Origin of the sequence: Streptomyces sp. NPDC005496 (genome assembly GCF_042872045.1) — a bacterium.
GTDB lineage: Bacteria > Actinomycetota > Actinomycetes > Streptomycetales > Streptomycetaceae > Streptomyces.
On the sequence record NZ_JBIAJQ010000009.1, the window covers coordinates 363,865 to 388,645 of the forward strand.

Consider the following 24,781-nt stretch of genomic DNA (forward strand, 5'->3'; position numbering starts at 1 on the left):
CAATGGCTGATACAAGACCTGGACAGACGGCCCGGACGTGGCCTGAACCGGTGGCCGACAGTCGCCCCGGGAGATCCCCGTCACCGCTAGCGTTCCGCCCGTCACCGAACGGGCATTGAACGGGTGTACGAAACCGGCGAGTAGCTGGGGAGGAAGGAAGACACGTGACCGAGGGTGCCGGCGTCAGGAACGGGGACCTGCCGGACGAGCTGACCGCCGCCGAGGCCGGGATGTGGCAGGCCTTCCGCAACGGCAGCGTGTACGACCTGCGGAGCGGCGACACCGTCGTGGACGATCCGCACGGGGGCCACCCCTGGGGACCCGAGCGCAGCGTGCGGGCCAGGATCGTGGCGTGGCTGCTGCTGGACGGACCGCCCGCGCTGGACGGCCGCGTCTCCTCCCTGAAGCTGACGGGCGTACAGATCATGGACACCCTCGACCTGGCGGGCGGCACGATCCAGCCGTACCTGGAGCTGAAGGGGTGCCGGTTCGAGAAGGAGGTCCTGCTGCCGGAGGCCCGGTTCACCACCGTGCGGCTGGTCGACTGCTCGGTGCCGCGGCTGGAGGCGGCCCGGGTGCACACCGAGGGCGACCTCCATCTGCCGCGCTGCCGCTTCCACAACGGCGTCCGGCTCACCGACGCCCGGATCGGCACGGACCTGATGCTGAACCAGGCCGTCGTCTACCGGGACCGGCGCATGCGCTCGATCACCGGCGACGGCATGAGCGTGGGCCAGGACCTCCAGGCGGAGATGCTGGAGTCGCACGGCGAGCTGAGCCTGCGCGGCGCCCAGGTCGGCGTCTCGCTCAGCCTGCGCGGCAGCCGCCTCACCAACCCCTACGGCCGCCTCGCCCTGAACGCGCCCCAGCTGACGGTCGAACGCACGCTGTACCTGACCCCGGCGGCCGTCGGCAACCCGCTGCTGACCGGCGGCGGCACACCGGCGCGCGGCACCCGCATCCAGCGCTTCGTGTGCCAGGGCGGCGTCCGGCTGGACGACGGGCGGTTCGGGGACGCCCTGGACCTGGACCAGGCCCGGTTCGTCTTCGAGGACGACCAGGAGCTGTCCCTGCGCCGGGTCCAGACACCGGAGCTGCGGTTCCTCGGGGAGAGACCGGAGCGGGGCAAGGTCGTGCTGTCCGGCGCGCGGGTGGTGAACCTGGTCGACAGGGCCGCCAGCTGGCCGGGCCCGGGCAGCCTGCACATGGGCGGCTTCGCCTACGAGAACCTGGTGCCGCAGGGCGCCTTCCCGCTGACCCGGCGCCTGGAGTGGGTGGCCGCGGCGACCGCCGAGTACAACCCGGAGCCCTACGAACGCCTCGCGGCCGTGCTGCGCGGCTCCGGTGAGGACGAGGACGCGCGCGAGGTGCTCCTGGAGAAGCAGCGCCGGCGCCGCGAGACGCTGCCGCTCGCGGGCAAGCTCTGGGGGTACGCCCAGGACTGGACGGTCGCCTACGGGTACCGGCCGGGCCGTGCGGCCGTGTGGATGGCGGTGCTGTGGGCGGCCGGCTCGTTCGCCTTCGCCCACGCGAGCCATCCGCCGATCAAGGGCGGCGAGCACCCCTCCTGGAACCCCTCCCTGTTCGCGCTGGACCTGCTGCTGCCCGTCATCGACCTGGGCCAGGTGGGCTACTGGCAGCTGCGGGGCGGCTGGCAGTGGCTGGCGGCGGTCGTGATCCTGCTGGGCTGGGTCCTGGCGACGACCGTGGCGGCGGGCGCGACGCGCACCCTGCGCAGGAACTGAGGCTCCCCGCCCGGGCAGGAGTTGAACATCGGTCATCTTTTGCCTGTCCTTGACCCTCGGCCAGGCAACCGGCCGAGGGTTACGAAAGCGTCACCGCATACCCCCTGGCCCTGTCCCCACCTGCGGTTTTCAATGGGGCCACCATGGCACTGCTGCGCGCGCTCCTTCGCACCGCCCGGATGGCGACGCACACGTCGCGCCTCGCGGCCGGACTCCCCACCGACGACGAGGTGCTCCTCGACGCGCCCGACGAGCGGCTGGGTCCCGCGCTCGTCGCCGCGGGCGGCGGCGAGTACGGGCCCGCGGCCAAGCTCCTGGCCACCACGCGCGACGCCGCCGAATGGGAGAGCCGCGACCGCTACGCGATCCGCCTGGCCGCCTTCGCCCGCTCGCGCGACGGCTGGCTGCGCGCCTGGCAGGCCGCCGCGCCGCACGACCCGGACGCCCTGCTCGTCCGCGCCGAACTGGCGGTCCGGCGGGGCTGGGAGTCGCCCGCCCGCGCCGAGCTGCTGCGCCAGGTCGCCCCGCTCGTCACCGCCGCCTCCGAGGCCGACCCGCGCGATCCGGTGCCCTGGCGGATCGCGCTCGACCACGCCCGCGGCACGAACGCCGGGCACACCGAGTTCGAGCAGGTGTGGGGCGAGGCCGTACGCCGCTCCCCGCACCACTACGGCTGTCATGTGGCGGCGCTCCAGTACCTCTCGGCCGCCTGGTACGGCTCCCACCGCGAGTGCTTCGACTTCGCCGAGCGGGCGGCGCAGGACGCCCTGCCCGGCTCGCTGGTGCGGGCCCTGCCCGTCCGGGCAGCCTTCGCCTACCTGACCGAGGGCGGCGGGCCCGCGGTGCCGCGCCGACGCCTCGACACGGCCGCCGACCTCGCCATCGAGGTCTCCGCCGCCTACCCGTCCGGCGACCCCTGGCCGGCCGAGGTCCGCAACCTCCTGACCTTCGTGCTGATCACGCTCGACCGCTGGCAGGACGCCCTGGACCAGCTGCGGGAGATCGGCCCGTACGCCACCTCGTTCCCCTGGGACCGGATCTCCGACGACCCGCTGGGGCAGTTCTTGGAGCTGCGGGACGGGATCCGTCTGGAGGTGGCCTCCGGGCTCCCGCTGGGCACGCGCGGACCGTCGGGCCATCCACAGGGTGGGCGGGGCGGACGCCGCGCCTCCGGCGACCATTAGGCTTTGCCGTCGTGACCACCGTCCGGCTCCCGCTCTTCCCGCTGAACTCGGTTCTGTTCCCGGGTCTCGTGCTGCCCCTGAACATTTTCGAGGAGCGCTATCGCGCCATGATGCGCGATCTCCTGAAGACCCCCGAGGACGAACCGCGCCGGTTCGCCGTCGTCGCCATCCGCGACGGCCACGAGGTCGCGCCCACCGCGCCCGGCATGCCGGATCCGACGGCCGTACTGGAGCGCGGTCCCGCCGCCGGCTTCGGGGACGAGCCGGCCGCCGCCTTCCACGAGGTGGGCTGCGTCGCGGACGCGGCGACCATCCGCGAGCGGGCCGACGGCAGCTTCGAGGTGCTGGCCACCGGCACCACCCGGGTCCGGGTGCTGTCCGTGGACGCGTCCGGCGCCTACCTCACGGCCGAGCTGGAGGAACTGGAGGAGGACCCCGGGGACGAGGCCGGGGCGCTCGCCGAGGGCGTCCTGCGGGCCTTCCGCCAGTACCAGAAGCGGCTGGCCGGCGCCCGGGAGCGCTCGCTGGCGACCGGCGCGGACCTGCCGGACGAGCCGTCCGTCGTGTCGTACCTCGTCGCGGCGGCCATGATGCACGACATCCCGGTGAAGCAGCGGCTGCTCCAGGCACCGGACACCGCCTCGCGCCTGCGCGACGAGCTGAGACTCCTGCGCGCGGAGACGGCGATCATCCGTAATCTGCCGTCGTTGCCGGCGTCGGAGCTGACGCGCGGCCCGACGAGTCTGAACTGACATCTCCCCCGACACGTCTCCCGGATCCGAGAAGGCGATGGCGAAGAAGCAGAAGAAGCAGCAGTCGGGCGGCACCCCGGCGACGGTGGCCCTGACCGCCGCGGGCGTCCCGTACACGGTGCACGCCTACGAACACGACCCCGCCCACCCCTCGTACGGCGAGGAGGCCGCCGAGGCCATGGGCGTCTCCCCCGACCGGGTCTTCAAGACGCTGGTGGCGGACGTCGACGGCGCCCTCGTGGTCGCCGTCGTCCCCGTCGCGGGCTCCCTCGACCTCAAGGCCCTGGCCACGGCGGTGGGCGGCAAGCGGGCGGCGATGGCGGACCCGGCGGCCGCCGAGCGCACGACGGGGTACGTACGCGGCGGCATCTCCCCGCTGGGCCAGCGCAAGAAGCTCCGCACGGTCCTGGACGCCTCCGCCGGCCGGCACGCCACGATCTGCGTCTCGGCGGGCCGCCGCGGCCTGGAGGTCGAACTCGCGCCCGCCGACCTCGCGACCCTCACCGGAGCGGTCTCGGCCCCCGTCGCCCGCGCCTGACCCCTCGACGCGGGCCCGTTCCTCGGTTAAGTACGAGGAACATGTCGAAACGAACCCGCAAGCGGAAATGGCGCACGCGCAAGGGCCGCCCGAACCACGGCAGGCGCCCGGCATAAGGTCGCTGGGCACGTCGGCCCGTCCGGCGTCCGAGGACGAGCGCGCAGGGTCCGGGGCGCGGCCCCCGGGAACGGGACGGGAAGGGGCCGAGGGGGCGAAACGCCCTCACCTCGGCCCCGCATCGGCGCCCGCCGGCCCCCTACGACCCCGCCGGAGGCGTGGCCGTCCCGTACGGCGAGGGGTACGGCTCCGGATCCCGGGGCCCGAACAACGCGGTGAGCCCCAGATGCACCACCAGCCCCGCCAGGGACCACGCCAGCAGCGCCCCCTTGGCGTTCAGCTTCAGCGGGGCGGAGAAGGTGACCCCCTTGCCCACGGCCTGGGCGTGGGCGATCACGTTCTGGGTGGGCCCGAGCCACACCCCGATCCGCCAGGCCAGCAGCGACCCGAGCAGCCCGCCCACGGCGAGCCCGACCACGAGCGGCACGCCCCCGCGCCGCCGCATCAGGAACACGCCCAGCGCGCTGACCGCGCCGAACGCGACCGCGAGGAGGGTAAACGTTCCGTCGACACCGATCGCCTGCTCGCCCTCGGTGTCCTTGAAGTAGACGACCCACTTCTTGTCGACGAGGCCGCCGACGAGCGGGACGTGCGGGGCCAGCCACCACCACAGCAGACCGAGCAGCACCCCGGCGAGCGCCACCGCGACGGTGACCGCGGCGGCCTCCAGCACTTCGGTCTTCATCCCGGGGCCGTCCTGCTCGTACGCGGACGTCCCGGCGGCGGGGGGCGCCTGCCAGGCATCGTGCGGGGGACCCTGGTGCGGCGGCGGAGGCGGAGTCAGCGGTGCGGTCACCCTGACATCGTGCCAGGCCCCGCCGTCGGCCGCGTCACCGGACGGCCGCCCGGCGGTAGGCCCAGGTCGCGACGGCCAGCGAGGCGACGCCGACCCCGGCGCACACCGCGAGGTCGCCCAGGACGAAGGCCCAGTCGGGGTGGGCGTCGAAGGTCCGCGCGAAGGCCTCGACGCCGTACGTCGACGGCAGCAGGTCGCGGGCGTACTGGACCACCGTCGGCAGCCGCTCCGGCGGGAGCACCCCGAGCAGCAGCGCCGCCGACATCCCCAGCTGGCCGAGGAGCGTGGCGAGTTCGGGCCGGGGCGCGAGCAGCCCGAGTGCGGCGCCGAGCCCGGCGAGGGCGGCACCGGCGAGCGGGATCACCGCGACGAGCACCCACAGGTGGGTCATCGGCAGCCCGAAGAGGACACAGCCGAAGAGGGCGGTGGCGAAGGTCCCGGGGACGGTGAAGGAGGCGTACGCGCCCGCCGCGCCGAGCACCACCGCAGCGGGCGGCACCGGGAGCGTGGCGTAGTGGTCGAGTCCGCCGCCGGCGCGGAGCTGCCCGAAGTACTGGGCGAGCAGGTTCAGGGCGACGAAGGCGACGACCAGGACCGAGGCCCCGGCCACCACGGACCGTGCCTCGCCGCCGCCGTCCACCACGCCGCGCATCAGGATCATGATGCCGACGGACTGGAAGGTGGCGACGAACAGCAGCGGGATGCGCGCGACCCGGGCCCGGGAGAGCTGCGCCCGGTACACGGCGGCCAGCGACGGCCACAGGCGGGCCCGCGGCCCCAGCTCCGCGGCGTCGCCGGCGTCCTCGGCCAGGGGCGGCGCGCTGCCCGGCAGGACGCCGGCGGGTACGACACTCACGTCGGGCTGCTCCTCTTCGCTCCGGCAGCCGTCCTGGCCACCGGTGTCCGTGGCCCCGCCCGGGCGGTGCCCGGGGGCGTCCTCGGCCTCACGTACGGATGCCGCGGTCCGTGCGCTCACGATCTCACCAGCCCCTGCCCGTTCCCGCCGAGCGCGAGGTACACGTCCTCCAGGCTCGGCGTGGCCAGCGTGAAGTCGTCCAGGGCGGCGAAGGCGGCGCCCCCGGTGACCGTGGCGACGGCCGCGCGGGCCTCCTCGGGCGCGAGCCGCAGCGTCCAGCGGCGGCCGGACTCGACGGCGCGGTCGCGCAGCGCGGCGACCTCGGGGACCTCGAGCGGGGCGCTCTGCCGCCAGACGAGATCGACCCGCACCTCCCCGGCGACCTGCTCCTTCAGCCCGGCCGGGGTGTCGCAGGCGATGACCCGGCCCCGGTCGAGGACGGCGACCCGGTCGAGCACCGTCTCGGCCTCGATGACGTTGTGGGTGACCAGCAGGACGGTCGTGCCGTGCTCGGCGCGGCGCCGGTCGACGGCGGCCCACACGGCGCGGCGGGCGACGGGGTCCATGCCGGTGGTGGGCTCGTCCAGGACGAGCAGCGGCCGCCGGCCCACCAGGGCGGCGGCGAAGCAGGCCAGCCGCCGCTGTCCGCCGGAGAGCTTGCGCAGCGGGCGGGAGGCGAGGGGGGCGAGGCCGAGCTCGTCCAGGACGGCGTCCCGTTCGGCGCGCGCCTGCCGCAGTTCGAGGCCGCGCAGCCGCCCGGTCGTCTCCGCGGCGAGGGACACGGTCAGGTCGTCGAGGGCGGTGGACTCCTGCCCGAGGTACGCGAGGATGCGCGCCGCCCGCTCCGGGTGGCGCACGATGTCGTGCCCGAGGATCTCGACGCTGCCGCTGTCGGGCCGCATCAGCCCGGTCAGCTGGCGTACGAGGGTGGACTTGCCGGCGCCGTTGGGCCCGAGGAGTCCGAAGATCTCCCCGCGCCGGATGTCGAGGCGCACCTCGTCGTTGGCCCGCACCTCGGGTGTCGCGGGGCTGCCGCGCCGTCCGCGCACCGCCGGGTAGGTCTTCGTCAGGCCCCGCACGGCACACACGACGGCACCACCGTGTCCCCTGCGGACTGACTGTGCCGTGCGCGTACTCACGAGGGACGAGCCTACGGGGTCCGATGCCCCGTTATGCGCCCGGGGCCGTGGCTCACTCCCCCGCGGGCGCGTGCTCGGCCGCCGTACGCACGTCGATCTCGCGCCAGAAGCCGGCCCGGATCGCGTACCGGTCGTGCTCGTCGATCTGGTCGTCCTTGTGGGCGAGGAGGCCGAAGCGGGCCGCGTACCGCAGCAGTTCCCCGTCCACCCGGTGCGGGACGCGGGGGTACATCGCCGAGAGCTTCTGCAGGTGGGACTGGTCGGTGAGCCGCGCCATCCACCGGCGCGCGAACACCTGCCCGACCTCGTACGGGTCGCCACCGACGGTGGTGATGTCCTCCTCGCGGTCCGCCCAGCGCTGCTCGGCGGAGGTGAGCTGGGCGAGGGTGGGCAGCGCGGCGGCCTCGGCGGACTCCCCGCCGCCGCCCGGGCGCTCGACCCAGCCCTTGTCGGAGGACCAGCGCAGGGTCGCGGTCGTCGGGTGCTGGGCGGGCTGGGTGCCGGGCCCGCGCAGGGCGGCCAGGTCCTTGGGGGTCGGGACGCCCTTGGGGGCGGGGACCCGCTCCTGCACGGTGTCGCGCGGCTCCTCGGCCGTGACGTGCTCGGCCCGCTCCTGGGAGCGTTCGGCCGCGGCGGCGAGCGCGGACTCGGGCAGCGGCGCGGAGAGAATGGCGGCGATCTCGGGCCGCGGCACGGGCGGCGGCGCGCAGATCCCGCCGACCTCCTTGGCGCGGACGGCCTTTGTGATCCAGACCCGGTCCAGCACGCGGCGCTCGTCCGCCTCGGCAACCAGGTCCTCCGACTGGTTGTAGTCGCCGTCCGCGGCCTGCACGGCCCACAGGTGGACGGCGACCCCGTGCTCCTTCGCGGCCATCATGCCGGGCAGCAGGTCCCCGTCGCCGGTGACCAGGACCACGTCGGAGCAGGCGCGGTTGCGGGCCAGTTCGGTCAGTTCGGCGTGCATGGCGGCGTCGACGCCCTTCTGCGCCCACCGCCCGTCGCTGCGGGTCAGCGCGCCCAGGCGCACCGTGACGCGGGGCATCACCCGGAGTCTGCGGTGCTCGGGCTGCGGTACGCGGTCGGGGGCGCCGTCGAACCAGTAGATGCGCAGCAGGGGCCGTTCCGTGTCGGACTCGGCGCGCTCGCGCAGCCCCTGGATGAGGGCGGCGTGGTCGACGGTGATCCGGGAGCGAGAGGGTTCCCCGGCGAGAAGACTGGCGGCAGCCCCGAGCAGGTACCCGGCGTCCACCAGGACGATGCAGCGGTCCACGGGTCCACCCTCTTTCCGGTTTCCGGGAGGTTTGCTTCGGGCCTGCTTCGAGTCTGCCCGACGGCGCGAAGGTTAACGGCCCGAACTCGATCTTCGGCGTGGCGCAGCGGTGTATCGGTCCTCCACTGCGCTTGTCACGCACGGTGATTGTCCGACATGCGCGGGTTGTCGGCCCGTGTGAATCTGGTTCCGGCCCTGGCCCCTAGACCCCCTTCAGGAGGCAGATCCCCATGGCCAAGAACAAGAACCGCAAGCAGGGCGCCGCCCAGGACCGCTCCACGCAGCCCGACCAGGCTCCGGAGCACACGCGTTCCACCGCCACCGAGGCAGCGCAGCTGGCTCAGGTGCAGGGCAGCCCCGCCGACGTCGCCCGCAAGCACCAGAAGCGCTTCGGCCACAACTGAGGCGGGCGCCGGGGCTGTTGAAGCCCGAGCACACATCGAGGGGCGCACCCGCCTGTGGGTGCGCCCCTCGCCGCGTCCGTCCCGCCGCCTCTCGCGGCGCCGCCCCCCGGTGGGTCAGCCGGCCAGGCAGGACGGTCCGAGCAGCACCTTCAGGTCGCCGAACAGCGCGGGATCGGGCTTCACCCGGTGCCGGTCGAGCCGCAGTACGGTCGTCTTGCGGGGGCCCTGGAGCTTGATGCGGACCTCGCTGTCGCCCTTGTGGTGACTGAGGATCTCGCCGAGCCGGCTGACCATGGGCGGGGTGACCTTCACGGCCGGGATGGTCAGGATGACGGGCGCGTTGGTGCCCGCGTTCGACAGGTCGGGGACCATCAGCTCCATCGCGACGAGCCGCGGCACGTCCTCGCGCTTGTCGAGGCGTCCCTTGACGAACACCACGGCGTCCTCGACCAGTTGGGTCGACACCAGCTGGTACGTCGCCGGGAAGAACATGCACTCGATGGAACCCGCGAGGTCCTCCACCGTCGCGATGGCCCAGGCGTTGCCCTGCTTGGTCATCTTGCGCTGGAGACCGGAGATGATGCCGCCGATGGTCACCACGGCGCCGTCCGCGTGCTCGCCGCCGGTGAGCTGGGAGATGCCCGCGTCCGCCTTGTCGGACAGGACGTGCTCCAGTCCGAAGAGCGGGTGGTCGGAGACGTACAGGCCGAGCATCTCCCGCTCCTGGGCGAGGAGATAGGTCTTGTCCCACTCGTCGGTCGTGAACTCGACGTCGAGTCCGAAGCCCGGCTCGTCCGCGGCGTCGTCGCCCATCCCGCCGAAGAGGTCGAACTGCCCCTCGGCCTCCTTGCGCTTGACCTGCACCACGTTGTCGATCATCGGTTCGTACTGCGCGGTGAGGCCCTTGCGGGTGTGCCCCATCGTGTCGAACGCGCCCGCCTTGATCAGCGACTCGGTGGTGCGCTTGTTGCAGGCGACCGCCTCCACCTTGTCGAGGTAGTCGGGGAACGACGTGTACTTCCCCTTGGCCTTGCGGCCGCGGATGATCGCCTCGACCACGTTCGTGCCGACGTTGCGGACGGCGGAGAGGCCGAAGAGGATCACGTCGTCGCCCTGGGCGGCGAAGTTGTGCTCGGACTCGTTCACGTTGGGCGGCAGGACCTTGATGCCCATGCGCCGGCACTCGTTCAGGTAGACGGCCGACTTGTCCTTGTCGTCCTTGACCGAGGTCAGCAGGGCCGCCATGTACTCGGCCGGGTAGTTGGCCTTGAGGAAGGCGGTCCAGTAGGTGACCAGGCCGTACGCGGAGGAGTGCGCCTTGTTGAACGCGTAGCCGGCGAAGGGCACCAGGACGTCCCACAGGGCCTGGATCGCCTCGTCCGAGAAGCCGTTCTTCTTGGCGCCGGCCTGGAAGATCGTGAAGTTCTTCGCCAGCTCCTCGGGCTTCTTCTTGCCCATCACGCGGCGCAGGATGTCGGCCTCGCCGAGCGAGTACCCGGCGATGATCTGGGCGGCCTTCTGCACCTGCTCCTGGTAGACGATGAGGCCGTAGGTCAGGCCCAGCGTCTCCTTCAGGGGCTCTTCGAGCTCCGGGTGGATCGGGGTGATCTCCTGGCGCCCGTTCTTGCGCTCGGCGTAGTTGATGTGCGAGTTCATGCCCATCGGACCGGGCCGGTACAGGGCCGAGACGGCGGAGATGTCCTCGAAGTTGTCGGGCTGCATCTGGCGCAGCAGCGAGCGCATCGGGCCGCCGTCGAACTGGAACACGCCGAGGGTGTCGCCGCGGCAGAGCATCTCGTAGGTCTTGGGGTCGTCCAGCGGGACCTCGAGGAGCTCCAGCTTGACGCCCTTGTTGGCCTCCACCATCTTGACGGCGTCGTCCATGATGGTCAGGTTGCGCAGGCCCAGGAAGTCCATCTTGAGCAGGCCGAGCGACTCGCACTGGGGGTAGTCCCACTGCGTGATGGTGACGCCGTCGGTGTGCCGCACCCAGATCGGGGCGTGGTCCACGATGGGCTCGCTGGACATGATCACGCCGGCCGCGTGCACGCCCATCTGCCGGACCAGTCCCTCGACGCCCTTGGCGGTGTCGATGACCTTCTTGACGTCCGGCTCGTTCTCGTACATCGCGCGGATCTCGCCGGCCTCGTTGTACCGCGGGTGCGAGGGGTCGGTGATGCCGTTCAGGTCGATGCCCTTGCCGAGGACGTCGGCGGGCATGGCCTTGGTGAGCCGGTCGCCCATCGCGTACGGGTAGCCCAGCACGCGCGCGGAGTCCTTGATGGCGTTCTTCGCCTTGATCTTGCCGTACGTGCCGATCATGGCGACCTTGTCGGCGCCGTACTTCTCGGTCACGTACCTGATCACCTCGACGCGCCTGCGCTCGTCGAAGTCGATGTCGACGTCGGGCATGGAGACGCGCTCGGGGTTGAGGAACCGCTCGAAGATCAGCCCGTGCTCGATCGGGTCGAGGTCGGTGATGCCCATGGCGTAGGCGACGATCGAGCCGGCCGCGGAGCCTCGGCCGGGGCCGACCGCGATGCCGTTCTTCTTGGCCCACATGATGAAGTCGGCGACGACGAGGAAGTACCCCGGGAACCCCATCTGGATGATGACGTCCATCTCGTACTCCGCCTGCTTCTGGCGGTCCTCGGGCACCCCGCCCGGGTAGCGGCGGTTCATGCCGACCCGGACCTCCTCCTGGAACCAGGTGACCTCGGTGTAGCCCTCCGGGATGTCGAACTTCGGCATGAGGTTCTTGGCCTCGAACATGCCGCTGGTGTCGATCTGCTCGGCGACCAGGAGGGTGTTGGCGCAGCCCTCCTGCCAGGCGTCCGAGGAGTCGATGGCGTACATCTCGTCCGTGGACTTCAGGTAGTAGCCGGTGCCGTCGAAGCGGAAGCGGTCGGGGTCCGAGAGGTTCTTGCCGGTCTGGATGCACAGCAGCGCGTCGTGGGCGGTCGCCTCGTGCGCGTACGTGTAGTGCGAGTCGTTGGTGACCAGGGGCGGGATGCCGAGCTTGCGGCCGATCTCCAGCAGGCCGTCACGGACCCGGCGCTCGATCTCGATGCCGTGGTCCATCAGCTCCAGGAAGTAGCGGTCCTTGCCGAAGATCTCCTGGTACTCGGCGGCCGACTTCAGGGCCTCGTCGAACTGGCCGAGGCGCAGCCGGGTCTGCAGCTCGCCGGACGGGCAGCCGGTTGACGCGATGAGCCCCTCGGACCACTGGGAGATGGTCTCCTTGTCCATGCGCGGCCACTTCTGCAGCCAGCCCTCGGCGTACGCGTCCGAGGAGAGCCTGAAGAGGTTGTGCAGGCCCGTCTTGTTCGCCGCCCAGATCGTCTTGTGCGTGTAACCACCCGAACCGGACACGTCGTCGCGCTTCTGGTGGGGCTGGCCCCACTGGATCTTGCGCTTGTTGCGCCGGGACTCCGGGGCGACGTACGCCTCGATGCCGATGATCGGGGTGACGCCCGCCTTCTGCGCCGTGTGGAAGAAGTCGTAGGCCCCGTGGAGGTTGCCGTGGTCGCTCATCGCGATGTGCGTCATGCCCATCTCGTTGCAGGCGGCGAACATGTCCTTGAGCCGCGCGGCACCGTCCAGCAGCGAGTACTGGGTGTGGACGTGCAGGTGCGTGAACGGCGGCTTTGACACGGCTTCGGCCTCCAGGAAGAACAGAAGAACACTCGTCGACAGGCTGCGGACAGTCTGGGGGGACAGCGTCGAAGTCTATGCCTCGGCACTGACACTCCGGGGGCTCTCCCCCGTACCTTCGTGCGGGGGACGCGGGCACTCCCGCGTACCTTCGTCCGTTGGAAGTGGACGGGGCCGTCCGTCCCAGAGAGGGCGGCGCGACCGTCCCCCATGTCACGCATCACCTGCACCAGGAGGCACCCAGCGATGTCGGTCCCGCAGCTCAGCGCCGAGCAACGCGGCGAGCAGATCCTCGCCGTCTTCGACACCGCCTTCGGCGAGCTCCTGGCCGCCGACCCGGCCGCGTTCCGCGTGAAGTTCCGCAAGATGGCGGCCAGCGCCTTCGCGTTCTACCGGGGCACGGCCTGCCTCTTCTACCACGACCTGGACGCGGAGAAGCGGGGCGGCCCGTACCTGGACGACCGCACCTCGCGGGTGTGGATCCACGGCGACCTGCACGCCGAGAACTTCGGCACGTACATGGACGCCCAGGGCCGCCTGATCTTCAACGTGAACGACTTCGACGAGGCCTACGTCGGACCCTTCACCTGGGACCTCAAGCGCTTCGCCGCCTCCGTGGCGCTGATCGGCTACGCGAAGGCGCTGAGCGACGAGCAGATCACCGAGCTGGTCAGGGTCTACGCCACCGCCTACCGCGAGCGCGTCCGCGCCCTGTCCACGGGCGCGAAGAGCGACGAGGTGCCCCCCTTCACGCTGGACACCGCCGAGGGCCCGCTGCTGGGCGCCCTGCGCCTGGCGCGTTCGCTGACCCGCTTCGGGCTGCTGGACTCGATGACGGAGATCCGCGACTTCGAGCGCCGCTTCGCCGAGGGTGGCGGCTCGGTCGAGCTGGACGCGGCCACCCGCTACAAGGTGCTCGCCGCCTTCGACGGCTACCTGGAGACGCTCCCGGAGTCCTCCCTGTCCCGCCCCGACTCCTACCGGGTGAAGGACGTCGTGGGCCGGCGCGGCATCGGCATCGGCTCGGCCGGCCTGCCGTCGTACAACATCCTCCTGGAGGGCAACAGCGACGCCCTGGAGAACGACGTCGTGATCTACATCAAGCAGGCGCAGACCCCGGCCGTGTCCCGGCACATCACGGACGCCTCGATCCGTGACTACTTCCAGCACGAGGGCCACCGCACGGTCATCTCGCAGCGCGCCCTTCAGGCGCACGCCGACCCGTGGCTGGGCTGGACCGAGCTGGACGGGGCGGGCCAGCTGGTCGCCGAGGTCTCGCCGTACGCGGTCGACCTCGACTGGGGCGACATCGACGACCCGGAGGAGATCGCGGCGGTCGTCGCGGACCTCGGGCGTGCCACGGCGACGATGCACGCGGCGGCGGACGACGAGAGCGGCCACTCGGACCTGGTGCCGTTCTCCACGGAGCGCGCCATCGACGCGGCGATCGCCGCCGACGAGGACGGTTTCGCGGACCTCCTGGTGGACTTCGCGCACGACTACGGCGCACGCGCGCGTGCCGACCACCAGATCTTCGTGGACCTCTTCCGCAACGGCCGGATCCCCGGCCTGTAGCCCTCCGCCCCGGCCGCGGGACCCGCGGCCGGTCCGGGCCGCCGCCGCGCGGGACGCCGTACAACGCTCCCGTAACGCACAGGAACCCTTTAGGGGGCCCTTACGGCGGCCCGTGGGACACTCTCCAGCGCTATGGACATATCCGGGACCCAGCTCAGAGCCCTTCGGGCGGCTCTGTTCACGGCAGTCGTCGTGACGCTCTCGACCGCGTCGCACGTGCTGCTGTCCCGGGCTCCGCTGCCCCTGAGCACCGTGGCGGCGATCACCGGCGCCGTCTTCGCCGTCGCGTACGCGCTGGCGGGCCGCGAGCGCGGCTTCGGCCGGATCGCGGTCCTGCTGATCCCCCTGGAACTGGCCGCCGACACGGTGTTCACCACCGGCCAGCACGTCTGCTACGGCCGGGCCGGCGGACCGGTCGCCGGCCCGCTGCGCTCCGTCGGCCTCGACGTGCTGTGCGGCGGCGGTGAGGTCGGCACCCCGCTGGCCCGCGTGACCGCCGGGCACGGCGACGGCGCGGCGGCCCTGCTGGCGCACGCCGACCCGGGCGCCGCCTGGCTGCTCCTCGGCGCCCACGTCGGCGTCGGGCTGCTCGCGGCCGCCTGGCTGCGGCGCGGCGAGCGGGCCCTGGCCCAGCTGCTGCGCGCGGTCGGCGCCGCCACCTTCCGGCCGCTGTCGCTCGCCGTCGCCTCCGTCGGCGTGCCGCTCGCCCCGGCCCGCCGGCTGGCGCGCCCCGTCCGCCGGACCGGCGCCGCCCGGACCCTGCTCTTCGTGCACTCCCTGGGACGGCGTGGACCGCCCCGCTCGGCCCTTCCCGCCTGAGCGGGAACCGGCGAACATCCCGAGCACCAGCAGTCCCCCCTACCTGTCGCGCGCACGACGTGTGCGCGTCCCCCATGGAGATCACCACTATGAGCAAGCGGAACAGCCAGGCGTCGAAGATGGCGGCCCGTGAGCGGCTGCGCCAGGAGCGCGAGCGCGAGGCCCGGCGCACCAAGGTCAAGCGGCAGGTCGTCGTGGCCTGTTCGGTCGTCGGCGTCCTCGCGATAGCCGGCGGCATCGGGTACACCGTCGTGCAGAACAACAAGCCCGGCTACTGGGAGGCGGCCAAGGACGACAGGCTGGTCAAGCCCGCCCACACGACCGGCGCCAAGGGCACGACCGTCGTCATCGGCAAGAGCGACGCCGCGAAGACGCTGGAGATGTACGAGGACCCGCGCTGCCCGATCTGCGCGAGCTTCGAGCAGACGGTCGGCTCGACCGTCGACAAGGACGTCGCGGACGGCAAGTACAAGATCCGGTACATCGGGGCCACGTTCATCGACAACAACGCCCAGGGCGAGGGGTCGAAGAACGCCCTGAGCGCCATGGGCGCCGCCCTGAACGTCAGCACGGACGCGTTCCTGGAGTACAAGACCGCCCTCTACTCGGCGAAGTACCACCCCGAGGAGTCGGACGACAAGTTCAAGGACGACGCCTACCTGATCAAGGTCGCGGACACGGTCGACGCCCTGAAGGGCAACAAGGAGTTCCGGAAGGCGGTCGAGGACGGCACCTACGACCGCTGGGCGCTCGACATGTCCGAGACGTTCGACAAGAGCGGGGTCTCCGCGACCCCGACGCTGAAGATGGACGGCAAGGCAGTGGTCGGCTCGGACGGCAAGACCGCGCCGATGACCGTGGCCGAGTACCGGACGGCGATCGACAAGGCGCTCAAGGGCTGACGGGCGCCGGCCGACGGGTCCCGGGGGCCGCCGGCCGGAAACCTGACGGTCCGGCAGCCGAAGAGCGGGCGAACTTTCCGCGGTTCGCCCGCTCAGACGCCGTACCGGTCAGTAATCTGATCGTCCGTGACCAGTCGATACAGATCCACCGAGCCGCAACACCCCGTGGGCGCCGCCGAGTTGCGCGCCCCCCGCCGCCGTACGGTCGTCAAGGCCGCGGCCGCCACCGCCGTCCTCGGCGCTCCGCTCGCCGCCGCAGTCCCGGCCCGCGCCGCCGCCGAGACCCCGGCCTTCCTGCACGGCGTCGCCTCCGGCGATCCGCTGCCCGACGGGATCCTGCTGTGGACCCGGGTGACGCCCACGTCCGAGGCGATACCCGGTTCAGGGCTCGGCCCCGACGTCGAGGTGTCCTGGACCGTCGCCGAGGACCGGTCGTTCGGCACCGTCGTCGCCAAGGGCTCCACCACCGCGTCGGCCGCCTCCGACCACACGGTCAAGGCCGACATCCGCGGCCTGGCGCCGGCCACCGACTACTGGTTCCGCTTCTCCTGCGGCGGCACCGACTCGCCCGCCGCCCGCACCCGCACCGCCCCGGCCCACGACGCCGCCGTGTCCGGGATGCGCTTCGGCGTGGTCTCCTGCGCCAACTGGGAGGCCGGTTTCTTCTCGCCGTACCGCCACCTCGCCGCGCGCGGCGACCTGGACGCCTGGCTGCACCTGGGCGACTACATCTACGAGTACAAGTCCGGCGAGTACGCGACGCGGGGCACGGTCGTCCGGCCGCACGCCCCGGCGCACGAGATCGTCACCCTGGCCGACTACCGCGTCCGGCACGGGCGTTACAAGACCGACCCGGACCTCCAGGCCTTGCACCACACGGCGCCGGTCGTCGCGATCTGGGACGACCACGAGTTCGCCGACAACGCGTGGTCGGGCGGCGCGGTGAACCACACCGAGGGCGCCGAGGGTGCCTGGTCCGCGCGCCAACGGGCCGCGAAGCAGGCGTACTTCGAGTGGATGCCGGTCCGCCCGGCGATCGAGGGCACCACCTACCGCCGGCTGCGCTTCGGCAAGCTGGCCGATCTCTCGCTGCTGGACCTGCGCTCCTTCCGCTCCCAGCAGGCGTCCACGGGCAGCGGTTCGGTGGACGACCCGGACCGTACGCTCACGGGCCGGGCGCAGCTCGACTGGCTCAAGGCGGGTCTGCAGAGCTCGGACACCACCTGGCGGCTGGTCGGCAACTCGGTGATGATCTCGCCGTTCGCGGTGGGCGCCCTGCCCGCCGATCTGCTCAAGCCGCTCGCCAAGCTGCTCGGGCTGCCGCAGGAGGGCATCGCCCTCAACACCGACCAGTGGGACGGGTACACGGACGACCGCCGGGAGATCCTCGCCCACCTGCGCTCCCACGCGATCCGCAACACCGTCTTCCTGACCGGCGACATCCACATGGCCTGGGCCAACGACGTGCCGGTCGACGCGGGCACGTATCCACTGTCGCCCTCGGCGGCCACGGAGTTCGTCGTCACCTCTGTCACCTCGGACAATCTCGACGACATCGTGAAGGTGCCCGAGGGGACCGTCTCCACGGTGGCCTCGCCGCTGATCCGGGCCGCCAACCGGCACGTCCACTGGGTCGACACGGACCGCCACGGCTACGGCGTCCTGGACCTCACCGCGGACCGCGCGCAGATGGACTACTACGTGCTCTCCGACCGCCGGGACCCGGACGCGACCTCGTCCTGGGCGCGTTCGTACCGCACGCGCAGCGGTACGCAGAAGATCGAGCGGGTGTACGCGCCGGTGCGCTAGCGCGACGGCGAGGTGTACGAGGGGCGACTTTCGGCCACCTGCGCATCGACTGAGCCCTGTTAACGGAAGATCACGCCACTACGGCGGGTGGTGCCGAGCACGGTCCGAATCCGGACACACCACCCGCCGTGGTTACCGCGCCCATTACGTCTACATCTCAAACTTCGGACGGGGACCGAATTTCTTCCCCCAATTGCCCTTGTTTGCCTGACGTTTGATTGGGCCTAAACGATTCTCTTCAAGATTCATCATGTCCACGTAATCTCCCGGCGGCGGCCAGAAAGGCCCTCCCCACCGCATCCGCTAGGAGTCAGCATGCGTGCGCTTGCCCGAATATCCCCCCATCTGCGCAGACGCCTTCTCGGCACGGCCGTCGTGGCCGGAACCCTCATGCTCGCTCCGCTCTCCGCCCCCACCGGCCTCGCGGCGGCCAAGACTCCGGCCGCCGACTGCGCCGACGACGTGAGCTCCCTCGCCCGCGAGGCCCGCCCCAAGGCCGGCGAGCACCGGGCCGAGCCGAACGAGCTCACCCAGGCCAAGGCCCAGGCCATGGACGCCGATCTGCACAAGAAGCTCGACAAGCTGCGCGCGAGCGGCCAGAGCCTGTCCGCGGCGGCCGCGTCGACCACCATCCCGGTGTACTTCCACGTCATCCACGACGGCGCCACCGGGCAGCTCAGCTCGGCCCAGATCAGCAGCCAGCTCAGCGTCCTGAACGCCGCGTACGCGGGCCAGGGCACCGGCAACACCGACTCGGGCTACCAGTTCACGCTGGCCGGAACCGACTACACGGACAACGCGTCCTGGTACAACCTGAGTTCGGGTTCGACCGCGGAGAAGGCGATGAAGTCCGCCCTCCGCAAGGGCGGCGCCAACGCCCTCAACATCTACACCGCCAACCTCGGCGGCGGGCTGCTCGGCTGGGCCACCTTCCCCAGCTCCTACAAGACCAGCCCCTCCATGGACGGTGTCGTCGTCCTCGACGCGTCGCTGCCCGGCGGCTCGGCCACCAACTACGACGAGGGCGACACCGCCACGCACGAGGTCGGCCACTGGATGGGGCTCTACCACACCTTCCAGGGCGGCTGCAACGGCAACGGCGACTACGTCACCGACACGCCGGCCGAGAAGAGCGCCGCGTTCGAGTGCCCGACCGGACGCGACACCTGCACCAACAAGACGGGCGTCGACCCGATCCACAACTTCATGGACTACACGTACGACGCGTGCATGTACCAGTTCACCGCCGGCCAGGTGACGCGCATGCAGCAGAGCTGGGCCGCGTACCGGGCCGCCGGCTGAGCCGCGTAGCCCCCTGAACCGGACACGACCCTAGAGCGAGTCGAGGAAGCCGAGCGCCACCCGCCAGGTGGCCTCGGCCGCCTCCGCGTCGAAGTCCGGCAGGTCCGGGTCGGTGTAGAGGTGCCCGGCGCCGGCGTAGCGGTAGATCTCGACGTCGGCGCCGGTGCGCTGCATCTGGAGGTACCAGGCGCTGAGCCAGTCGTCCGTCTCGAAGGCGTCGGGCTCGGCGACGTGCAGCTGGACCGGCAGTTCGTCGACCGAGGCGCTCTCCGCGATGTCCGAGGTGCCGTGCAGGAGCAGCAGCCCGCGGGCCTTGTCGTCGCCGAGGGCCAGGGTCTGCGCGACCGAGGCGCCGAAGGAGAAGCCCGCGTACACCAGTCCCCGCTCCGAGTAGGGCGCGGCGGCCAGGATCGCGCGCTTGAGCAGCTCGTCCTTGCCGATCCCGTCCTTGAAGGCCATGCCCTCCTCGACGGTCTCGAAGGTCCGGCCCTCGAAGAGATCGGGGGTCCACACCTCGTGTCCCGCCGCGCGCAGCCGCTCCGCCGCCGCTCGCACCGCGGGGCGCAGCCCGTAGGCCGAGTGAAAGAGCATGATGTTCATGAGGCCATGGTGCCAGCCCGCACCCACAGTGACGGACCGGCCCGTACCCGGAACCGGACATAGATCACAGGTTGAGGTGGGCCCGTCCCGGTTAGGCGCGCAGGCATGGAGAACGTACTGCGCCCGCTGATCGTCGTCGGCGGCTCGGTCGTCCTCACTCTGGTCGTCGGCTGGGCCGTCGACCAGTTGTTGCGACGAACCGACGCCCGCCACCACGAGACCCCGATGTGGGGCCTGCTGCGCCGCGGCCGTGTCCCCTTCCAGCTCGTCCTGTGCTCCGCCCTGCTCAGAGGGGCCTACGACGAGGTGTCGCTGTTCCGGGACCACCTCGTCGGCATAGGCCGCGCCCTGACCCTGGTCCTCATCGGTGCGACCGCCTGGCTGGTGGTGCGCATCGCCGCGGCGATCGTCCAGACCTCGTACTCGCGCTACGCCAACGCCCACCGCGACCCCGCCCGGGTCCGCCGGGTGCGCACGCAGGTGTCGCTGATCCAGCGGGTGGTCACCGCGATCGTCGGGGTGATGGCGGTCAGCGCGATGCTGCTCACGTTCCCGGCGATGCGGGCGGCCGGCGCCTCGCTGCTGGCCTCTGCGGGCATCCTCGGCATCGTCGCCGGTGTCGCCGCCCAGTCCACCCTCAGCAACCTCTTCGCCGGTCTGCAGATCGCCTTCGGCGACATGGTCCGCCTCGGTGACACGGTCGTGGTGGACGGCGAGTGGGGCGTGGTCGACGAGATCACGCTCACGTTCCTGACGGTACGGACCTGGGACGAGCGCCGGATCACGATGCCCGTGTCGTACTTCACGTCGAAGCCGTTCGAGAACTGGTCGCGCGGCAGCTCCCAGATGACCGGCATCGTCTTCTTCCACCTCGACCACACCGCTCCCGTGCCGCTGATGCGCGAGAAGCTGCGCGACATCCTGCGGGAGTGCCCCGCCTGGGACGGCCGTGACTGGGGCCTCGCGGTGACCGACACCACGCCCAGCACCCTGCAGGTCCGCGCCCTGGCGACCGCGAAGGACGCGGACGACATCTGGACCGTACGGGTCACGGTGCGCGAGCAGATGATCCGCTGGCTGACGCAGGAGCACCCGTACGCGCTGCCCCGGGTCAACACCGCCGACGCCGTGCTGCTGCCGAGCCGCCGCAACGGCCGCTCGCCCTTCGACGGCGCGCCCCGGCGCGTCCACGAGACACCGCGCACCGGACGCGGCTGAACCCACGCCGCGAGGCGGACGCCCGCGGGAATGCGAAACGGCGGGGCCCGGCGACCACGTGAGGTGGCCGCCGGGCCCCGCCGCACATCCGCCGGGTGCCGCTCAGTGGCCGCGTTCCGCCCCGCCGTTGACCTGGATCACCTGGGCGGTCACGTGCCCGGCGGCCGGCGACGCCAGCCAGTGCAGGGTCGACGCGACGTCACCGGGCGTACCCACGCGGCCCGTCGAGGTCTCCGCCACGAGCCGCGCCCGCCGCTCCGCGTCGAGACCGGTGCCGAAGAACTCGGTGTCCTCCACGTAGCCGGGCGCCACCACGTTGACCGTGACGCCGCGCGGTCCCAGCTCCCGGGCCAGGGCGAACGCGTACGGATGCAGCGCCGCCTTGGACGCCGCGTACGCCGCGGCGCCCGACCCCCGGTAGGCGGCGATGGAGCTCAGGAAGAGCACCCTCCCGCCGGGCGAGGCGAGCCGGTCCCGCAGCGCCTCGGTCAGCAGCGCGGCGGTCAGGGTGTTGAGCCGGAAGTTGACGCTCCAGGTGCGCGCGAGCGCCTCCAGCGGGTCCTCGTCGGGCGCCGTCTCGCGGCTGCCGTTGCCGCCGGCGCTGTGCACCAGCACGTCCACGGTGCCGAGTTCGGACGCGACGAAGGCGGCGGCCTCGCGTACGTCCTCGGGGTCGCTGAGGTCCGCCGCGAAGGCCAGCGCCCCGGGTACGGCCGCCCGCTCCAGCACGTCGCCCCGGCGGCCGAGCAGCAGGACCCGGTCCCCGTCCGCCGCGAACGCCTGCGCCGCCGCCAGCCCGATCCCCGTACCGCCGCCGCTGATCACCACGTTGCGTGCCATGCGCCGATCGTACAAAGGCCGTTGGGGCCCGCGCCGGTCCCGCGGCCGCCGGCCGCGCGCCGGAACAGCCTCAGCGCAGACTGCGCACGTCCAGATGGCGCAGCACCCGGTCCACGATCTCCGGGTCGGCCCCCGGTTCGCTGCGCGCGGACAGCACCTCGTGCCGGGCGGCGCTCATCATCTCCGCCTGGATGCGCCGGACCCGCCTGATCCGCCGGGCCCGCTGCTCGTGCGCCTCGCGCCGCTCGTCGTCACCCAGCTCGGGGCTGATCCGCAGCCCGATGTCGAAGGCCCGGCGCAGCAACTGCTCGGACAGCTCCTCCGGCAGTTCCTCCACCTCCTCGATCTCCTTCAGCCTGCGCTTGGCGGCCTTGGCCGCGCGGATCGCCAGGCCCTTCTCGAACTCCTTCTCACTGTCGACGTCGGGGCGCACGCCGAGCTTCCTGACCAGGAACGGGAGGGTGAGGCCCTGGAGGACGAGCGTCGCCATGATCACCCCGAAGGCGATGAAGATGATCTCGTCCCGGTTCGGGAACGGCGAGCCGTCGTCCATCTTCAGCGGGATCGCCAGCGCCAGGGCCACCGAGGCCACGCCCCGCATCCCCGCCCACCACATCACCACGGTCTCGCGCCAGGAGGTCGGGATGTCCTCGTCGTAGTCCCGCTTCGCGTGCAGGCGCTGGGTCAGCCAGGTCGCCGGCAGCAGCCAGGCCAGCCGGACGAGGACGACCACGAGGACGACGGCCCCGGCCCAGCCGAGCATCTCGCCCCAGTGCCCCTCGGCGGTCCTGATGGCGTTGTGCAGCTCCAGCCCGATGAGCCCGAAGGCGACGCCGGTGACCAGGGTGTCCACCACGTCCCAGAAGGTGTGCCCGGCGAGCCTCGTCATCACGTCGTCGGCGTCGGTGGAGTACTCGGCCAGGAAGAGCGCCGTGGTCAGCACGGCCAGCACCCCGGAGCCGTGGAGTTCCTCCGCGAGGACGTAGGAGGCGTACGGCACCAGCAGGGTCAGGCCGATCTGCAGGGTGGGGTCGCCGAGCAGGTCCATGAGTTTGTTGGCGCCCCAGCCCAGCGCGACGCCGATGACGAGGGCGACGACGGCGGACAGCAGGAAGTCGAGGGCGGCGCCCGGCAGGGAGAACGTCCCGCTGACGGCGGCGGCGATGGCGACGTGGTAGAGCACGATGGCCGTCACGTCGTTGAACAGGCCCTCGCCCTCCAGGATCGACACCAGCCGGCGGGGCAGCCCGAGCTGTCCCGCGACGGCGGTCGCCGCCACCGGGTCGGGCGGCGCGACCAGGGCGCCGAGCGCGACGGCGGCGGCGACCGGCAGACCCGGCACGATCGCGCCGGCGACGGCCGCCACCACCGCCGTCGTGACGAAGACGAGCGCGACGGCGAGCAGGAAGATCGGCCGCTTGTTGGCCGCGAACTGTCTCCACGAGGTCCGCCGCACGGCCGCGTACAGCAGGGGCGGCAGCAGGGCGGGCAGGATCAGGTCCGGCGGGATGTCCACGTTCGGGACGAAGTCCAGCAGGGCCAGCACGATCCCGAGGAGTGTCATCAGGACCGGGGCGGGCAGCCTGAACCGGTCACCGACCGGGACACTCACGACGGCCCCGAGCAGCAGCACGAACAGCAGGGCCAACTGATCCACGGTCTCAGCGCTCCGACGGTCTAGACGATCAAGAACTGCCAGACGTCCAGCGTGCCACGCGCCGAATCCGAACGCCGCGACGGCGGGCCCCCGGGAGCGCCGCACGCCACCGGCAGGACCGGACGAGCGCCCCGCGCTACAGGGACCGCCGCATCGACCGGTGCGGAATTCCCGCGTCGGGGAACTCCGGGCCGTACGCCACGTAGCCGAGCCGCTCGTAGAACCCGAGGGCATGGGTCTGCGCGTGCAGGTCCACCGCGGCCAGTCCACGCCCGCGTGCCGCGTCCTCGATGGCGCGCACCAGCGCGGCACCGACACCGAGTCCGCGCGCCTCCCGCTTCACCGCGAGGCGGCCGAGGGATCCGACGGCCGGGTCGCCGCCGGTCCTGGCCGCGGCCTCCTCGCCGTACAGGAGCCGCCCGGTGCCCAGCGGCACACCGTCGTCGCGCACCGCGAGCACGTGCAGGGCGCCGCCCGCGTCGTACGCGTCGTACTCCACGTCCTGGGGGACTCCCTGCTCGACGACGAAGACCTCCTTGCGGACCGCGAAGCACGCCTCACGGTCGGCGGTGTCCTCGGCGACGCGCAGCACGTAGCCCTCGCTCATGCGTTGCTTTCCTCACGCACCTTGTCCAACGCCTGCTGGAGGTCCTGCGGGTACTCGCTCCCGAACTCCACCCACTGGCCGTCGCCGGGGTGCTCGAAGCCGAGGCGCACGGCGTGCAGCCACTGCCGGGTGAGCCCGAGGCGCTTGGCGAGGGTCGGGTCCGCGCCGTAGGTCAGGTCGCCGACGCAGGGGTGGCGGTGGGCGGCCATGTGGACGCGGATCTGGTGGGTGCGGCCGGTCTCCAGCTTGACGTCGAGGAGCGACGCCGCGCGGAACGCCTCCACCAGGTCGTAGTGCGTGACGGAGGGCTTGCCCTCGGCGGTCACCGCCCACTTGTAGTCGTGGTTCGGGTGCCGTCCGATGGGGGCGTCGATGGTGCCGCTCGTCGGGTCCGGGTGGCCCTGGACCAGCGTGTGGTAGCGCTTGTCGACCGTGCGCTCCTTGAACTGGCGCTTGAGCGAGGTGTACGCGTACTCCGACTTGGCGACCACCATCAGGCCCGAGGTGCCCACGTCGAGCCGGTGCACGATGCCCTGGCGCTCGGCGGCGCCCGAGGTCGAGATCCGGTACCCGGCGGCGGCCAGGCCGCCGATCACGGTCGGCCCGGACCAGCCGGGGCTGGGGTGGGCGGCCACACCGACGGGCTTGACGATCACGAGCACGTCGTCGTCGTCATGCACGATCTCCATGCCCTCGACGGGCTCGGCGACGACCTGCACGGGTGCGGGCGCCTGCGGCATCTCCACCTCGAGCCAGGCGCCGCCGTGCACCCGTTCGGACTTGCCGACCACCGTGCCGTCGACCAGCACCTTGCCTGCCGCGGCCAGCTCGGCCGCCTTCGTACGGGAGAAGCCGAACATGCGGGAGATGGCGGCGTCGACACGCTCGCCCTCCAGGCCGTCCGGCACGGGCAGGGTACGGATCTCGGGAATCGTGCTCACCCGTCGAGTATGCCGGACGGGCCCGGCACCCCCTGACCAGAACCCGAACGCCAGTG

The 24,781-nt window shown here is 72.0% G+C and carries 21 protein-coding genes; 11 read left to right on the top strand and 10 right to left on the bottom strand.

The annotated features are described in order from the left end of the window. The first annotated feature begins 164 nt into the window (after window positions 1-164). From ACFYQQ_RS27995 to ybaK, 4 genes are all read left to right on the top strand, one after another. Window positions 165-1,745, top strand: a complete 1,581-nt coding sequence (locus tag ACFYQQ_RS27995; protein WP_355783639.1) for an oxidoreductase — start codon at window positions 165-167, stop codon at window positions 1,743-1,745. A 143-nt stretch (window positions 1,746-1,888) separates the two neighbouring features. Further along, window positions 1,889-2,929: a hypothetical protein gene (locus tag ACFYQQ_RS28000; RefSeq protein WP_356170267.1), complete on the top strand. Its 1,041-nt coding sequence runs from the start codon at window positions 1,889-1,891 to the stop codon at window positions 2,927-2,929. Between the two features lie 11 nt (window positions 2,930-2,940). After that, window positions 2,941-3,681, top strand: a complete 741-nt coding sequence (locus tag ACFYQQ_RS28005; protein ID WP_356170264.1) for an LON peptidase substrate-binding domain-containing protein — start codon at window positions 2,941-2,943, stop codon at window positions 3,679-3,681. Between the two features lie 37 nt (window positions 3,682-3,718). Further along, window positions 3,719-4,219: a Cys-tRNA(Pro) deacylase gene (gene ybaK / locus ACFYQQ_RS28010; protein ID WP_355788818.1), complete on the top strand. Its 501-nt coding sequence runs from the start codon at window positions 3,719-3,721 to the stop codon at window positions 4,217-4,219. A gap of 256 nt (window positions 4,220-4,475) precedes the next feature. Here the strand turns inward: ybaK and ACFYQQ_RS28015 are convergent, their stop codons facing one another. The 4 genes from ACFYQQ_RS28015 to ACFYQQ_RS28030 all read right to left on the bottom strand — a co-directional run bounded on the left by ACFYQQ_RS28015 (window position 4,476) and on the right by ACFYQQ_RS28030 (window position 8,397). Further along, window positions 4,476-5,132 carry an AAA family ATPase gene (locus tag ACFYQQ_RS28015; RefSeq protein WP_356170260.1) on the bottom strand — a complete coding sequence of 219 codons (657 nt, stop codon included), beginning with the start codon at window positions 5,130-5,132 and terminating at the stop codon, window positions 4,476-4,478. Window positions 5,133-5,166: 34 nt separating this feature from the next. Further along, complete coding sequence (locus ACFYQQ_RS28020; RefSeq protein ID WP_355793894.1) at window positions 5,167-5,988, bottom strand: ABC transporter permease; 822 nt, start codon at window positions 5,986-5,988, stop codon at window positions 5,167-5,169. A 116-nt stretch (window positions 5,989-6,104) separates the two neighbouring features. Next, window positions 6,105-7,076 carry an ABC transporter ATP-binding protein gene (locus ACFYQQ_RS28025; RefSeq protein ID WP_356170257.1) on the bottom strand — a complete coding sequence of 324 codons (972 nt, stop codon included), beginning with the start codon at window positions 7,074-7,076 and terminating at the stop codon, window positions 6,105-6,107. A gap of 103 nt (window positions 7,077-7,179) precedes the next feature. After that, window positions 7,180-8,397 (bottom strand): NYN domain-containing protein, encoded by a 1,218-nt coding sequence (locus ACFYQQ_RS28030; RefSeq protein WP_356170255.1) that lies wholly within the window; start codon window positions 8,395-8,397, stop codon window positions 7,180-7,182. Between the two features lie 230 nt (window positions 8,398-8,627). Between ACFYQQ_RS28030 and ACFYQQ_RS28035 the strand changes: the two genes are divergently transcribed. Continuing rightward, window positions 8,628-8,801 carry a hypothetical protein gene (locus tag ACFYQQ_RS28035; protein WP_355785884.1) on the top strand — a complete coding sequence of 58 codons (174 nt, stop codon included), beginning with the start codon at window positions 8,628-8,630 and terminating at the stop codon, window positions 8,799-8,801. A 114-nt stretch (window positions 8,802-8,915) separates the two neighbouring features. On the opposite strand, the gene dnaE is transcribed toward ACFYQQ_RS28035, so the two are convergent. Further along, window positions 8,916-12,455 carry a DNA polymerase III subunit alpha gene (gene dnaE, locus ACFYQQ_RS28040; RefSeq protein ID WP_355785881.1) on the bottom strand — a complete coding sequence of 1,180 codons (3,540 nt, stop codon included), beginning with the start codon at window positions 12,453-12,455 and terminating at the stop codon, window positions 8,916-8,918. A gap of 246 nt (window positions 12,456-12,701) precedes the next feature. Between dnaE and ACFYQQ_RS28045 the strand changes: the two genes are divergently transcribed. The 5 genes from ACFYQQ_RS28045 (at window position 12,702) to ACFYQQ_RS28065 (ending at window position 18,862) form a co-directional block, all read left to right on the top strand. After that, window positions 12,702-14,030, top strand: coding sequence for a DUF2252 domain-containing protein (locus ACFYQQ_RS28045; RefSeq protein ID WP_355785878.1), 1,329 nt, complete (start codon window positions 12,702-12,704; stop codon window positions 14,028-14,030). A 132-nt stretch (window positions 14,031-14,162) separates the two neighbouring features. Then, window positions 14,163-14,849 carry a hypothetical protein gene (locus ACFYQQ_RS28050; protein ID WP_388905457.1) on the top strand — a complete coding sequence of 229 codons (687 nt, stop codon included), beginning with the start codon at window positions 14,163-14,165 and terminating at the stop codon, window positions 14,847-14,849. Between the two features lie 89 nt (window positions 14,850-14,938). Next, on the top strand, window positions 14,939-15,751 hold the full coding sequence (locus tag ACFYQQ_RS28055; RefSeq protein WP_388905459.1) for a thioredoxin domain-containing protein: 813 nt from the start codon (window positions 14,939-14,941) through the stop codon (window positions 15,749-15,751). A gap of 126 nt (window positions 15,752-15,877) precedes the next feature. Next, window positions 15,878-17,560 carry an alkaline phosphatase D family protein gene (locus ACFYQQ_RS28060; RefSeq protein ID WP_356170242.1) on the top strand — a complete coding sequence of 561 codons (1,683 nt, stop codon included), beginning with the start codon at window positions 15,878-15,880 and terminating at the stop codon, window positions 17,558-17,560. Between the two features lie 315 nt (window positions 17,561-17,875). Next, window positions 17,876-18,862: a zinc metalloprotease gene (locus tag ACFYQQ_RS28065; RefSeq protein ID WP_355790118.1), complete on the top strand. Its 987-nt coding sequence runs from the start codon at window positions 17,876-17,878 to the stop codon at window positions 18,860-18,862. 30 nt (window positions 18,863-18,892) lie between these two features. Here ACFYQQ_RS28065 and ACFYQQ_RS28070 read toward each other — a convergent pair whose 3' ends face one another. Next, entirely contained in the window at window positions 18,893-19,462 is a 570-nt protein-coding gene (locus ACFYQQ_RS28070; protein ID WP_355790115.1) for a dienelactone hydrolase family protein, read from the bottom strand. Window positions 19,463-19,567: 105 nt separating this feature from the next. Between ACFYQQ_RS28070 and ACFYQQ_RS28075 the strand changes: the two genes are divergently transcribed. After that, the gene (locus ACFYQQ_RS28075; protein WP_355790112.1) at window positions 19,568-20,680 is read left to right on the top strand and encodes a mechanosensitive ion channel domain-containing protein; all 1,113 of its coding nucleotides are present in this window, start codon (window positions 19,568-19,570) and stop codon (window positions 20,678-20,680) included. 102 nt (window positions 20,681-20,782) lie between these two features. Here ACFYQQ_RS28075 and ACFYQQ_RS28080 read toward each other — a convergent pair whose 3' ends face one another. The 4 genes from ACFYQQ_RS28080 to ACFYQQ_RS28095 all read right to left on the bottom strand — a co-directional run bounded on the left by ACFYQQ_RS28080 (window position 20,783) and on the right by ACFYQQ_RS28095 (window position 24,725). Next, a complete protein-coding gene (locus tag ACFYQQ_RS28080; protein ID WP_355794405.1) occupies window positions 20,783-21,520 on the bottom strand; it encodes an SDR family oxidoreductase in 738 nt (245 codons plus the stop codon). Between the two features lie 70 nt (window positions 21,521-21,590). Then, on the bottom strand, window positions 21,591-23,177 hold the full coding sequence (locus ACFYQQ_RS28085) for a Na+/H+ antiporter (protein ID WP_356170232.1): 1,587 nt from the start codon (window positions 23,175-23,177) through the stop codon (window positions 21,591-21,593). A gap of 136 nt (window positions 23,178-23,313) precedes the next feature. Continuing rightward, a complete protein-coding gene (locus ACFYQQ_RS28090) occupies window positions 23,314-23,784 on the bottom strand; it encodes a GNAT family N-acetyltransferase (protein WP_355794107.1) in 471 nt (156 codons plus the stop codon). Next, window positions 23,781-24,725: an RluA family pseudouridine synthase gene (locus ACFYQQ_RS28095; RefSeq protein WP_355794106.1), complete on the bottom strand. Its 945-nt coding sequence runs from the start codon at window positions 24,723-24,725 to the stop codon at window positions 23,781-23,783. Before ACFYQQ_RS28095 ends, ACFYQQ_RS28090 begins: the two co-directional genes overlap by 4 nt. Between the last annotated feature and the right edge of the window lie 56 nt (window positions 24,726-24,781).